The 13,819-nt window shown below is 35.1% G+C and carries 13 protein-coding genes and 1 riboswitch; all 13 genes read left to right on the top strand.

The genetic code is table 11. From position 1 onward, the window contains the following. The first annotated feature begins 82 nt into the window (after window positions 1-82). Window positions 83-1,072, top strand: coding sequence for a phospho-N-acetylmuramoyl-pentapeptide-transferase (gene mraY, locus ACECE_RS0224340; RefSeq protein WP_010252185.1), 990 nt, complete (start codon window positions 83-85; stop codon window positions 1,070-1,072). 42 nt (window positions 1,073-1,114) lie between these two features. Continuing rightward, window positions 1,115-2,224 carry a putative lipid II flippase FtsW gene (gene ftsW / locus ACECE_RS0224335; RefSeq protein ID WP_010252183.1) on the top strand — a complete coding sequence of 370 codons (1,110 nt, stop codon included), beginning with the start codon at window positions 1,115-1,117 and terminating at the stop codon, window positions 2,222-2,224. A 13-nt stretch (window positions 2,225-2,237) separates the two neighbouring features. Then, window positions 2,238-3,332 (top strand): undecaprenyldiphospho-muramoylpentapeptide beta-N-acetylglucosaminyltransferase, encoded by a 1,095-nt coding sequence (gene murG, locus ACECE_RS0224330; protein WP_010252181.1) that lies wholly within the window; start codon window positions 2,238-2,240, stop codon window positions 3,330-3,332. Between the two features lie 268 nt (window positions 3,333-3,600). Then, entirely contained in the window at window positions 3,601-4,011 is a 411-nt protein-coding gene (locus ACECE_RS0224325) for a UDP-N-acetylglucosamine 1-carboxyvinyltransferase (protein WP_010252179.1), read from the top strand. A gap of 426 nt (window positions 4,012-4,437) precedes the next feature. Continuing rightward, window positions 4,438-5,847, top strand: a complete 1,410-nt coding sequence (locus tag ACECE_RS0224320) for a dockerin type I domain-containing protein (RefSeq protein ID WP_010252177.1) — start codon at window positions 4,438-4,440, stop codon at window positions 5,845-5,847. A 367-nt stretch (window positions 5,848-6,214) separates the two neighbouring features. Continuing rightward, entirely contained in the window at window positions 6,215-6,688 is a 474-nt protein-coding gene (locus tag ACECE_RS0224315) for a GNAT family N-acetyltransferase (protein WP_010252173.1), read from the top strand. A 59-nt stretch (window positions 6,689-6,747) separates the two neighbouring features. Next, on the top strand, window positions 6,748-7,296 hold the full coding sequence (locus tag ACECE_RS0224310) for a hypothetical protein (RefSeq protein ID WP_010252171.1): 549 nt from the start codon (window positions 6,748-6,750) through the stop codon (window positions 7,294-7,296). Between the two features lie 173 nt (window positions 7,297-7,469). Further along, a complete protein-coding gene (locus ACECE_RS0224305; protein ID WP_010252169.1) occupies window positions 7,470-7,943 on the top strand; it encodes a DinB family protein in 474 nt (157 codons plus the stop codon). Window positions 7,944-7,965: 22 nt separating this feature from the next. Continuing rightward, complete coding sequence (locus ACECE_RS0224300; RefSeq protein ID WP_010252167.1) at window positions 7,966-9,393, top strand: copper amine oxidase N-terminal domain-containing protein; 1,428 nt, start codon at window positions 7,966-7,968, stop codon at window positions 9,391-9,393. A 335-nt stretch (window positions 9,394-9,728) separates the two neighbouring features. After that, the gene (gene abc-f, locus ACECE_RS0224295; protein ID WP_010252165.1) at window positions 9,729-11,351 is read left to right on the top strand and encodes a ribosomal protection-like ABC-F family protein; all 1,623 of its coding nucleotides are present in this window, start codon (window positions 9,729-9,731) and stop codon (window positions 11,349-11,351) included. Between the two features lie 221 nt (window positions 11,352-11,572). Next, a riboswitch (NiCo riboswitch) is annotated at window positions 11,573-11,666 on the top strand. Between the two features lie 55 nt (window positions 11,667-11,721). After that, entirely contained in the window at window positions 11,722-12,132 is a 411-nt protein-coding gene (locus ACECE_RS0224290; protein ID WP_010252164.1) for a hypothetical protein, read from the top strand. 16 nt (window positions 12,133-12,148) lie between these two features. Further along, entirely contained in the window at window positions 12,149-13,048 is a 900-nt protein-coding gene (locus tag ACECE_RS0224285) for a cation diffusion facilitator family transporter (RefSeq protein ID WP_010252162.1), read from the top strand. Window positions 13,049-13,364: 316 nt separating this feature from the next. Next, window positions 13,365-13,784 (top strand): GNAT family N-acetyltransferase, encoded by a 420-nt coding sequence (locus tag ACECE_RS0224280; RefSeq protein WP_010252160.1) that lies wholly within the window; start codon window positions 13,365-13,367, stop codon window positions 13,782-13,784. The last annotated feature ends 35 nt before the right edge of the window (window positions 13,785-13,819 follow it).

Here is a 13,819-nt window from a genome sequence, read left to right as displayed (position 1 = left end):
GATATTTTGTAAAATACAAATAATAAGTAAAAATATAAATACATAAATTACTTGGGTAAAGTTTAGTGGGGGGAGATAAGATTTGAACATACCTTTTAATATTTCTGAACATGTATTGATGTTTATTGTGAGTTTTTTTCTGACACTGATTTTAGGACCTGTTTTTATTCCTATTCTGACTAGATTGAAGTTTGGCCAGACTGTAAGGGATGACGGACCACAATCTCATTTAAAAAAGACAGGGACGCCCACGATGGGTGGGGTGTTTTTTTTGGTTCCAATACTGGCACTGTCCGTTTTCTATGCAAGATATGATATGAGAATACTGCCTGTTGCACTTGTTACCATTGGATTTGGATTAATTGGCTTTATAGATGACTTTATAAAGGTGGTAAAGAAAAGAAAGGACGGATTGTACTGGAGTCAGAAGATGCTTGGTCTTCTGATAATTGCAGTTTCTTTTTCGTTCTATGCCGCTAAAGCTCAAATAGGGACAGATATCATAATTCCTTTGTTCGGGATGGAAAAGACTTTTGATTTAGCTTGGGCTTTTATACCTTTTACCATAATAGTTTTGATATCCGCTACAAATGCAGTGAATATAACTGATGGTCTGGATGGTTTGTGTGCAGGTGTTACCCTTATAGTTACTGTTTTCTTTTCTGTCGTAGCTATGACGAGAAGTGAGTGGGATTACTTGAAAATTTTCTGCTCAATAGTTTCAGGTGGTTGTCTTGGATTTTTAGCTTATAATGTTCATCCTGCCAAGGTGTTTATGGGGGATACAGGATCCTTGGCTCTTGGAGGGGCTGTTGGTGCGATTGCAATAATGATGAAGATGCCGCTGGTACTTGTAGTTGCCGGAGGAATATATGTTATTGAAGTATTATCGGATGTGATTCAGGTAATGTCTTTTAAGCTGACTGGTAAGAGAGTTTTTAAGATGGCACCGATACATCACCATTTCGAACTTTCGGGCTGGAAGGAAGTAAAAGTGGTTTATGTATTTTGGGGAGTGACAGTCCTTTTATGTATAATAAGCTTGTTGGCATTGGGGATAAAATTTTATTGATTAAATTTTAATGATATAGCTGGAGCTGAAAAGGGGGCAGTTATGACTTCCAATACATCAAAAAAGCCTTTTGACTTTTTATTATTTATGACGGTATTAATATTGTTGTGCTTAGGGACTATAATGGTGTTCAGCGCAGGTGCACCGCATGCCAACAATAAAATGAATGATACTTACTACTTTATAAAGAAACAGTTATTATATTTACCGGTAGCGCTTTTTGCATTGTTTGTTACAATGAATATTGATTACAGGAAGCTTGGTAAATGGTCGCCTGTTTTTCTAATAGGTAGTATTGTGCTTCTTGCATTAGTACCTGTAATTGGTACAGCACATAATGGTGCACAGCGATGGATTGATCTTAAAGTGACTGAGTTTCAACCATCAGAAATAGCAAAATTAGCTGTTATATTATTTTTTTCCTATAGCCTATCTAAAAATAAAAATAAGCTAAATTCTTTTTTCACGGGACTGCTGCCTTATCTGCTTATTTTGGCCGTTTTTGGTGGACTTCTGCTCTTAGAACCTCATCTTAGCGGTACAATTATTATATTTGGTGTAGCTTGCGTAATTCTTTTTGCTGCGGGAGCGAAAATATGGCATTTTTCGCTGCTTTCAATACCAGCGATTGCCGGGTTGATAGCATTGGTTATATTTTCCCCATATAGGCGTGACAGATTAGTTTCATTCCTGAATCCATTTGCTGATAAATCAGGGGATGGTTATCAGGTTGTTCAGTCTTTGTATGCCATTGGTTCCGGAGGACTTTTTGGCAGGGGTTTGGGAAAAAGTATGCAGAAATTTCTCTACATTCCGGAGCCGTATAACGATTTTATTTTCTCCATTTTAGCTGAAGAGCTCGGATTTATAGGAGTACTAGCGGTTCTTTTATTATTTCTTGTATTCATATGGAGAGGTGTAAAAATAGCAATAAATGCGCCGGATGCTTTTGGAAGTCTTGTAGCTATAGGAATTACTTCACTTATAGCAATACAGGTCATTATTAATATTGCTGTTGTAACATCTTCAATGCCTGTTACGGGAATGCCGTTACCTTTATTCAGTTATGGGGGAACGTCGCTTGTTTTCCTTATGAGTGGAATAGGGATTCTTCTTAATATATCGAGATATTCCAATTATGATAGAATTTGAGGTGAGTTAAGTTTTGAAGGTTTTAATAAGTGGGGGCGGAACTGCTGGGCACATTAACCCTGGTATTGCAATTGCAAAATATATAAAGAGTAAGAACCCAGATTGTGAGATACTGTTTATAGGAACGCAAAAAGGCCTTGAGACTAAATTAGTGCCGAGGGAAAATTTTGAACTGAAGCTTATTAAGGTGAGAGGTTTTAGAAGAAAGCTGTCCAAGGATACTTTTGTAGCTGTGAAAGAGTTGTTTCAAGGGCTTCATGAGGCACGAGCCATCATCAGGGAATTTAAACCGGATATTGCTATAGGAACAGGCGGTTACGTATGTGGACCTGTAGTATTCAATGCAGCTAGAATGAAGATACCTACATTGATTCATGAGCAGAATGCTTTTCCTGGCGTTACAAACAAGCTGCTGGCAAAATTCGTTGATAAGGTTGCTATCAGTTTCAAAGAGTCGGAAAAGTTCTTTAAGAATGAGAAAAAGGTTGTTTTTACAGGAAACCCCATCCGTAATGAAATGCTTAAGGCAGACAGAAACACAGCAAGGAGCAAGCTTGGGATTGAAAAGGGTAAACCTCTTGTTGTAATATTTGCAGGCAGCAGGGGGGCAGAAACTATAAACAATACAGTAAGTGAGTTTATTTCGCGCCACAAGGATGAGGATAAATTCCATATACTATTTGCCACAGGTGAGGCACAACATGAGAAGATAATGAAAAGGCTTGGCAATATTAATTCCAAATTCATAAAAATAGTACCATATATATATGATATGGCGGATGTTATGGCAGCTGCAGACCTGGTAGTCGGCAGAGCGGGTGCTATAACTATAAGTGAATTGACTGCAATGGGTGTACCATCAATTTTAATACCGTCACCATATGTTACGGCAAATCATCAGGAATACAATGCAAGGGCACTGGAAAAGCAGGGTGCAGGCATTGTTATTCTGGAAAAAAACCTCAATCACAATGTTTTATATGAGCAAATAAATGATTTGCTGTGTAATTCGGATAAATTAAAAAAGATGGCTGACAATGCAAAGAAGATGGGAATCACAAATGCCAGTGAGCAAATTTATGCTATGATAGACGATCTGATAAAATGAAAAGCGAATAGAAAATGACAGGATCCTAATGGATCCTTTTTTGTTTGAGGAATTACTAAGCAAATGTCCTTATATTTAATATGGTTAATGTATGTGGATTTTTTTGTAAAGTTTTTGGGCTGGCCAGAACCATTGATTTTATAGCCGTACCATATGATAAATCAATAAAGTAACACTTTTGTAAACCCAGCATAAGATATTAATATATAACTGAATTAAGAGAGTTGATAATGATGGTTAACCACCGAGTTATACGGAGGTGCTTTATATGAGTAAGCTGGTTGTTACAGGTGGGCAGAAGTTAAGAGGCGAAATAACGGTGGAAGGTTCAAAAAATGCTGTGTTGCCCATATTAGCTGCTACTGTTTTGAATGATGGTATTAGTGTAATCAAGAATTGCCCTAGATTGAGTGATGTTGAAACAATGCTAGAGATCTTGGAGAAAGTTGGGTGTAAGGTTAGTTTTGAAGGTGATACGATTACTGTAGATTCTTCAACGATGAACAGTACTGAGATACCTGAAGATCTCGCAGTAGAAATGAGGTCTTCTATTATTTTTATGGGACCGATTCTGTCAAGGTTTAAAAAAGTGACTATTAGCTACCCAGGTGAGTGTGTTTTGTTATTGGCACATTTTCTAAATGAGAAAACGCTGCCAAATGAGCGGAATTTTCAGTAATTTTACATCATAGATAACGGAATTGATGAAAATAAGTTCGCTTTAGATTGCTTTGATAATTAGGCGGTTTTATCAGGATGAATGATAAGTTGTAAAAAGTAATATTACAAGATATAGCTGAAGTATATTTCCAGCATTCCTAAATGGTTTGTTTAGTACTTTTTGTATTTACAAAAAAGTACTTTATATATATAATTATTATATAAGCAAGAAGTCTGAATGCAGTAAAACCCTATAATCAATGCAGTTTTCTGGATACAACACTTTTCTCAGCAAATCTCCATATTTATATCAGTATCTTGTTTTTAAAATTAAGGCACGCGTATATTTGTTGCTGTTGTGTTTGTAATATTACTTGGTCAAGTATAATTTTAATAAGATATATTATACTGAAATTTTTATCTATTTTTCCTGGGGAGGGATTCTATGAAAAAGTATTTAGTCGGAACAATTATTTTGGTCATGATTCTCGTTGTAGTTTGTCCCATAATTGATACGTTTGCTGCAGAGTCAGACGGTTTTGTAACTACCAACGGGACGCAGTTTGTGCTCGATGGTAAGCCGTTTTATTTTGCCGGTTTTAACGCTTATAATTTGTTTACCTTTGGTGATGGTGGATTAGCTCATGAAGGCGAGTATGTTGAAAAGCTATATATGGACAAGGCCAAGATTGATGCTTTCATGAGTGATATGGCAGAAGACGGGGTTAAGGTAGTTAGAACCTGGGGATTTTCTACCGAAAACTGGCATGGGTTTGAACTCTCAAAAGGAGTTTATAACGAAAAAGAGTTTATGTTGTTCGATTATATTATGGAGTCTGCCAAAAATCATGGTATAAAGTTAATTATAACTCTGGAAAATTACTGGGAGGCATATGGTGGAATAGACTCCAGACTTAAATGGGAGGGACTTCCTTATGGAAATCATAATGCAAGAACGGAATTTTTCAGAAATGAAAATTTAAAAGCTGGATACAAAGCTTATGCAGAGCATTTTATCAATAGAGTAAACCATTATTCAGGAGTAACTTATAAAGATGACCCAACAATTTTTTCATGGGAATTGATGAATGAGCCAAGGTATCAGGATGCAACTGTAAATGAAAATTCTACAGGGACTACACTGAGAGCCTGGGTTGATGAAATGGCTGGTTATATAAAGAGTCTTGACCCAAATCATATGGTTGGAACGGGAATAGAAGGTCACCAAGCAAAATATGGTTTTGGTGGAGATGAAGGAAATCCATTTATTTATATTCACCAATCTCCTTACATAGATTTTTGCTCCGCTCATCCATATCCTGATGAACCTTGGGCAAATCTTTCTACTGATCAGACGAGGACTCTTGTAAAAGCATGGATTGATGATGCTCATCAGGTTGTTAAGAAGCCAATTATAATAGGAGAATTTAATAGCATAAACAATAAAGAGGGATATTGGGATGCAGTTTTCGATACAGTTCTAGAGAATGATGCAGCAGGTGTGCTCATATGGAATTACAATTACATAAAACAGAGCCATTTCTGTGTTTTACATGGAGATACATTATTATCAACATTGTATAAACCTTTTTCAGATCAAATGGCTGCAAAGAACACGGGATCTGTTATAATTGAACCAGATTATATAGTAGGGGATTTAAATGGTGATGGAAGTGCAAACTCAATTGACTTTGGAGTATTTAGACAATATCTGCTTGGAATGATTAAAAGCTTCTCTTACCAGTATGGTATGGAGGCAGCAGATGTTAACGGTGATGGAAATGTGAATTCAATTGACTTTGGAGTATACAGACAGTACCTTTTAGGAATAATAAGCAAATTTCCTGCTGAATAATAGACTTTAGAAAACAGGGTAACTTTCTATAATGTAGAGATGCCCTGTTTTTTTATGCAAATTAATGAAACAAGCAACATATAAAAAACTACATAGCCCTTGAGTTCTCAATAGAGAGCATAGCTGCAGAGATCGCAAGTATATAGACTTTAAAAAACTATCATTTTGGTTCTTGTAAAGTATTGAGGTTTTGTGTTGACACCTATACGAAAATATTAAATAATGGAAGCATAAACAAAAGATAGTTATTACGTATTTGTTTGTTCTTATGAATTGATGGGGTCTAAGGGATATAAGATGAAGCTAAAACAAGATTAGACGGACTTTGGAACTTTGCAGTTTAATACATATTTGTGGAGGAATAGTGGTGGAAATTAGAGTTGAAAGAGCAAAATTGGAGGATGCAGAATTAATACTGGAAGGACAGCGAAAAAGCTTTTTACCTTTATTGGAAAGGTATCAAGACCATGATATGAATCCATGTAATGAAAAATTAGAGAGCATTCAAAAAAGTATTGCGGAACATTACTTTTATAAAATTCTAGTGGATGAAGAATTCTCAGGAGCAGTATATGTACATGAGAATCCAGATGATTTACATTTTAAATTACATACAATTTATGTCTTGCCAGAGTATCAAAATCTTGGAATAGGGCAAAAAGCAATTGAATATGTTGAAAAATTACATAATTCCGCTGTGGAGTGGGATTTGGAAACTCCTCATGATTTAAAAAGAAATCATCATTTATATGAAAAAATGGGATATGTGAAAACTGGAAAAACGGATAAGATAAATGATAATTTGACTATTATATATTTTAAAAAGCCAATAAAAAATTAGCAGGAAGGCTTAATAAATGGAGCATATTCTGTGTCCCTTTGATTCATGGGAGGAGAAGAATGAAGAGGTTTGGGAAGTTCTTTTTATTTTTTTTATTAGGAATGTTGGTGTTTTGTAAGATTCTACTGTGGTTTCTCAAGATAAAGTTCAGTTTCAGCTTAATTAATGAAGATATTTGCACTTACATCAATTATGGGTTGATTGCAGTTATTACTGCCTTGATGGGGATATACTTCTCAAGAAAATTATCAGCAAAAATTACTTTTATTATTTTGGGTTTATTACTCATGTTATTTTGCTTTTTGGTAAATGCTTTTTCATATTTTATGCTTAGTCATCCAAATTACTATTATTTCTCTTCGCCCAGGGGTAATAACATTTTGTTGCTTGAAGAAAATTGCAGTATAACTGGTTGTACAGTTCGTGGATATAAGGTTGTCTATTCGATTTTTAAGGTTGTGAATTTAATGGATATGGTCAGTTTTGGAGAACCTGATTTACCTATTAAGCGTAGTAATTATAACATTGAATGGATTGATAATAACATGGTAACAGTTTCTGTTAACAGTGATGGGTATACTGAAGAATTCACCTTGGATTTCAGATAATTCTCACTGGCAATGGTTGGGTTTATACTGATTTGTAGCATAAGCTCTACTCAATTTAGGAAAAGGCGACAATAAGAATTGTTGGATTTAAACAAATGTGTTATATTGAAGTATAATATTGTTGGATATAGATGTTAAATTGGAAATACTGATATGGACGTGGAGGTGGATATATGGACAATATTCTTAAAACATGCAGGGTACAGTTTACACTATCGTTTTCTATGCTGGAGAAGTTGATTGAGCAGTGCCCCGATGAAATATGGAATGTAAATGCCGGGGGATATGTGTTTTGGCAGCAGATTGTGCATGCCTTATGCGGTGCAAATTACTGGATGCGGCAGCCTAATATTGCTTTTGTAGAGCCTTTCCAAGAAAGAAAGGTTTATCCTGAATTGGATAATAAGCCGGAAGGTTATGTTTCAAAAAGCGAAATGCTGGATTATAAGGATATTGTGAAAAATATTTGTATATGCTACTTTGAAGATAAAGATGATGAATGGCTTACAATGCTTTCTGCCTTCAATGAAAAAATAACCAATCTGGATGTAGTTTTCATGCAAATAAGGCATATACAGTATCATGTTGGTCACTGTAACAGTATTCTAAGGGATAGAGGCCTTAAGCCTGTTGATTGGATAGAATAATAATTAATTAGGAGGTAAAAAAATGAAGAAATTTTTAGTTGTGTTTTTATCCTGTTTTGCTATTTTTTATATGTCCTCTCTTGTATCATTTGCGCAGGAGGATGAAATTGAGGTTTCGCAGTTAACAATTGTTATTGATGGGAAAGAAAAACCTCAAATGGATGGATCTGCAAGCTCTGCATTAGTTAAAGACGGTAGAACATTTTTGCCTTTAAGGGTATTAATGACTGATCTCGGAATTCCTGATGATGATAAGCACATAATATGGAACGGACAAGAAAGAAGTATCAAGGTGATTAAGGATTCAACTGTAATCTCATTACAAATTGATAGTAAGACAGTGTATATTAATGATAAAGAAGACATTATTGATGCTGTCCCATTTATATATAAGGATACTACATATATCCCATTGAGATTTGTGTCTCAAAGCTTAGGGAAAAAGGTTGTTTGGAATGAAGAGTATAAAATGATACTAATAGCAGATGAGGCTAAGTTTAATAAAACAAGGGAAGCTCTTGATAATGTAAAAAAGTCTATGGAAGCAGTTAAGTTTTTTAGTGCCAATGTAACTGCAGAGTTTTATGGATATGAAAAAAGAAGAGAATCTCTAGACTTAAAGGTCAATAAAGAGGAAAAAATACTAGCTATGAATTATGAGGCGGAAACATTTAGTGAGGATGTTTATAGATTGGAAAAAGGTGAGGGGATTTGTTACAACGAGAAGGCTTATAAAAAGAACTATATATTGAATAAATGGCAAGAGTTTGATACTAATATGGCTTTTGAAGGTATTTTGGAACAATTTGCTGATGAAGGTCTATTAAAATTAGATGATGCACTTTGTGCCTCTTTGGATATGGATGTTGAAGATAACGAGGTCAAATTCACAGGCAGTATCCTGTTGGATAATGCAATGGGAGATTTTTCGTTCGTCATGTTTGAGTCCCCAAATTATTTTGAGATGATAATTGACAAAAATACTAATTATGTTAAAAGTATAAAATTATTAGTGGAGGATTTAGAAAGTGAAAATCTAGGTGTTGTAGGTACAATAAGCTTTTCTCAATTTAATGAGATGGTAAAGATAGATATCCCAAAGGAATCAGATATATATGTTGCTGAAGAAATCTTTGATAAAGGTGATTATTATCAGGGAAATAACCTGCAAAAGGCTATTACTGCTTATATGGTTGATTCAGGTGACTCAGAACTTAAGTATCTTGGTGATGAGGTAAACGAAATTATAGTTAATTTGCAGAAAGAAATTAAAATAAATGAGACGTTATATGGGCCTTACCTTATGAATCCGTTAGGTGATAAGGAACCTGTAGCTCAAAGTTACAAACCTTCAGGTAAGAATACCTGTTGGAATATTGAAATTGATTCAAAAAGGATTGTTGTTATAGTATCACCATCTGAAACAGACAAACTAACAATAAATAATTAATGAATCTGTGTGGGGCTTGATTTGTTGTTTTTTCTAGAGTAAAATTAAATTTAGGAATAGTTGAAATGTTACTTGGGATTTTTCACATGTATTGTAGCCGAAGTTATATTTTCAGCATTCCTAAATGTTATGAAAGGGTAAGGTATTTACTGATGAAGATTGGCTAATTCGGCAAAAAATCATTCGATTTTAAGAGAGTACAGTGTGCTCTTATTTTGTGCTGGATTAGCGTAACAATTCATCTATATTTCAGTTAATGCCTTGCTGTATTTTCTGTTTTTATGGCTGTTTGTATCTTTCCAGCACGCTAAAAAGGGTGGAGGAGAGATTTTTTTATGCTTATATTAGATGCTTTAAATATTAAAAAGTTCTATAGTGACAGACTTATAATTGAGATTGATGAATTAAAAATATATTCGGGTGACAAGATAGGTATAGTTGGGCAAAATGGATCAGGGAAGACCACTCTTATGAACATTCTTTCGAAGGATATAGAACCCGATGAAGGTTTTGTAAGACAATTTTTTAATATATCATATATACGCCAGTTTTCCGATGAGAGTATAAATGCAGGACAAAAGCTATTAAAGGAGTTCAATCTTTCACATAAGGTACAGCAAAAAGCATTCAGCGGAGGCGAAAATACGAGGATCAAAATTGCTAATGCCTTTAATAGTGAAAATCTTATGGTGTTTGCCGATGAGCCTACTGCAAACCTTGATTATCATGGGGTTGAACTTCTAAAACAAAAGCTATCCAAGGTAGACTCATTTTTGCTTATCAGTCATGACAGGCTTCTTCTAGACAGCTTATGCAATAAAATAATTGAGGTTAGGGACGGGAAGCTTAAGGTCTATAATGGAAATTATTCTTTTTACAAAAAGAAGAGCGGAATGGAGCATGATCAGGCATTAGATGAGTATAAGAAGTATATTTCTGAAAAATCAATCCTTGAATCTGCAATAGTTGATAGGCAATCTAAGGCAAAATCTGTGAGGAAAGCTCCAAAGAGGATGGGCAATTCTGAAGCAAGGCTTCATAGACGAAGTGCGAATGAAAAACAGGAAAAAATCCACAATGCAATTGACAGTATGAAAACACGTCTTGAAAAGCTCGAAATAAAAGAAAAACCAAAAGAACTACCGAAAATCAGACTGGATTTTTCCATGACAAATCCGCCTGAAAACAGGGTTGTTATCTCCACTGACAGGCTTTCATTCAGTTATGGCAGCAAGAAAATATTTGATAAAACCTGCTTTAGTATACCGAATGGCTCGAAAACTGCTCTTTGGGGTGAGAATGGGACCGGAAAAAGTACATTATTGAATCTGATTTACAAAAACTTAAATGACGGCATACGTATTGTTCCAAAAGCAAAGTTAGGGTATTTTCATCAGACTTTTGAGAACCTTGAGTATAATAAAACAGTGCTTGAAAATGTGATGCGTGATAGTGTTCAATCGCAGACAACAGCTAGAACAATTCTTGCACGACTGTTAATTCGTACGGATGATGTGTATAAAGACATTCAGTGCTTGAGCGGTGGAGAGAGAATAAAGGTTTCATTTGCAAAATTGTTTGTTTCGGATGCCAATGTCCTGCTTTTGGATGAACCTACTAACTATCTTGATATGCTATCTGTAGAAGCCCTAGAGAGTGTTCTGTGTGAGTACGAAGGTACAGTTCTGTTTGTTTCACATGATAGAGCGTTTGTGAATTCGGTAGCTGATAGAGTTCTTATTTTTGAAAATCAGACTATAACCACCTTTGAAGGGAAGTTGGAGGATTACAATTTAAGCAGGCAAAAAAAACAGACCAAAGTGAAAAGTGATACTGAACAAGTTATGCTGAAAATGAAAATAGCGGAGACAGTAGCAAAGCTTTCAAATCCTAATGCAGACAAGCAAGCTCTTGAGACAGAATACCAGCGTTTAATAGCTGAATTGAAAGGCAATTAAAAGGCCGGATGCAAGAATATTTGATGAAATAGATGTCGATAAATTCAAAAGTTGCTGATGATGGCTTGTAATGAGTTGACACAGCAACTTTTGCTTTATAGGCATATAAAAAATGACCCTTAACGTAAAAGAGAATTCATACGATCTAATATGGTGTAAAGAATGAAGAAAAAAACATTGACAAATGAGCTTGTTTTATCATAGACTATATAAAAGAATTTAATATAAAAATAGAGCAGGCGATACACCTAATAAGGTGTGTGGGGCTGGGCCGACGAAAGTTGGCAACAGGTGAAAAATACCTGTGGGACTATAATTTTGATGAAATTATAATGCCACAGGTATTTTTGTCTAGTTAGAGAGGAATTATATGTTTTTTTTGAACTTTAGTATAATACAAAAAAATAGAGTATTCTTTTTAATAGTGCTTATAATACTTTCGTTGCTGACTGTTTCTGTACCTCATTACGGTGGTGAGGCATATGCTCACCACACGCTTGAAATGATGGTGAAACAAACGGTAGTTAGCAACAAAAGTACAGTATGTAATAAAAAAGTTTATAGAAAGCTAGAAGCACTATTAAGGAAACTGTTTAAGTTTCTGCAAATGCTATTGAGTACAACTCAATTAGTTTATACCCGTATGCTCGTAATTATAATGCCATTAATTAATACTGTAATTCTTCGGCTATTATCAGTGCTTTCTGCATATTTCCATGGAGGCAAATTCAAGCGTACCACAAAAGGTATGCACTTAGAGATTGGATATAACCTCATGTAAATTTAAGAGAAACTAGTTGAAAGGATTGATAAGTGTGGCAGTAGATGTTTATAAAAAAGTAAGCCGTGTACTCTGGGTTATCCTATTTGCAAACATAGCGGTTGCATTGTTGAAGATTGTTGTCGGTAGTATTATTCATAGTGCCAGTATGACTGCGGATGGCTTTCATTCGATGACTGACGGGTCTTCCAATGTTGTAGGTTTGATTGGAATTAGATTGGCCTCGAAGCCGGTTGACAAGGATCATCCATATGGACACAAAAAGTTCGAGACGCTTACAGGTCTCTTTATTGCTGGAATGCTATTTTTTATAGGCGGGAAAATAATCCTGAATGCAATAAGCAGCTTTATGAAGCCTGTTGCTCCAAATATAACAATAGAAAGCCTGATTGTACTAATTATAACGCTTTGCATTAATATATTTGTGTCAGTATATGAGTATAATGTAGGTAAAAAGCTGGGCAGTCAGATTTTAATATCTGATTCCATGCACACAAGAAGTGATATATATGTTTCCATTGGCGTATTGGCAACACTTGTAGGTGTTAAATTGGGATTACCCCCAATAATTGACCCAATAGCATCTCTTGTTGTATCAGGTTTTGTTATTTATGCAGCATATGAAATTTTCAAAGATAATAGTGGTGTGCTGGTTGATAAAGTGGCAGTTGATACAGAAAAAATCAGGGATATTGCACTTCGTTTTGATCAGGTTAAAGATGCCCATGATATACGTAGCCGTGGAAGTGCAAATGATATGCATATAGATATGCATATTATGACTGAACCTTATATGAGTGTCGAAGAATCGCATAAACTAATTCATAGTATTGAAGAACAAATACGTAATGAAATCAATGCGAACGCACAGGTTATAGCTCACCTTGAGCCTTATTCTTCTGAAATTGAAGTATAAGCATTTCTGCTAGAGCCTATTGACAAAATGGAAGATGTGTGTGAAAATAATCCAAAAGGTGAGTATGCATAAGGTGTAAATAGCACGAGCTGCATAGGGGCAAGACTATTTGAAAATTCAAAGCAATTTCAAGTGCCTTACACGTGGAATTAGACCCCACGGAGTCATATTAATTGTGATTCTGTGGGGTTTTTTAACCAGAAGTTGACTGATATTTGTAAAGATTTAATACACTTATTAGTGGTGAGGGTGATGAGTAGAAAAGATAAGGAATATTGCTTCAAGGAAACTTTTTATTTAAATAGGGGTGAAGATTATGAAAATAGAATTTGTGAATGAACTTCCGTCAGTTGAAGAATATAAGTTTTTACGGTCATCTGTTGGATGGAATATTGTCAATGATGAAGGAGCAGTTAAAAAGGGGATTGAGGGTTCACTTTATTGTGTATTGGCAAAAGACGGGGACAAAACAGTGGGGATAGGACGTGTTGTCGGAGATGGGGGAATAATGTTTACTATAGTTGATATTATTGCTATACCTGAATATCAGGGGTGTGGAATAGGAAAAACAATTGTAAAAAACATTATGGACTGGATAGAAAAGAATTGTGTAAAAGGAACCCGGATTATGCTATGTGCAGCTGAAGGAAGAGAAAGTTTCTATGAACAGTTCGGGTTTATAAAACGTCCAACGAGCGGATATGGTGCTGGGATGCATTGGGATTGGGCAGAATAATATGATAAAAAAATATATAAAATAATTTAATGAAT

Source organism: Acetivibrio cellulolyticus CD2 (assembly GCF_000179595.2).
Classification (GTDB): domain Bacteria; phylum Bacillota; class Clostridia; order Acetivibrionales; family Acetivibrionaceae; genus Acetivibrio; species Acetivibrio cellulolyticus.
This window is presented reverse-complemented; position numbering and strand designations above follow the sequence as displayed.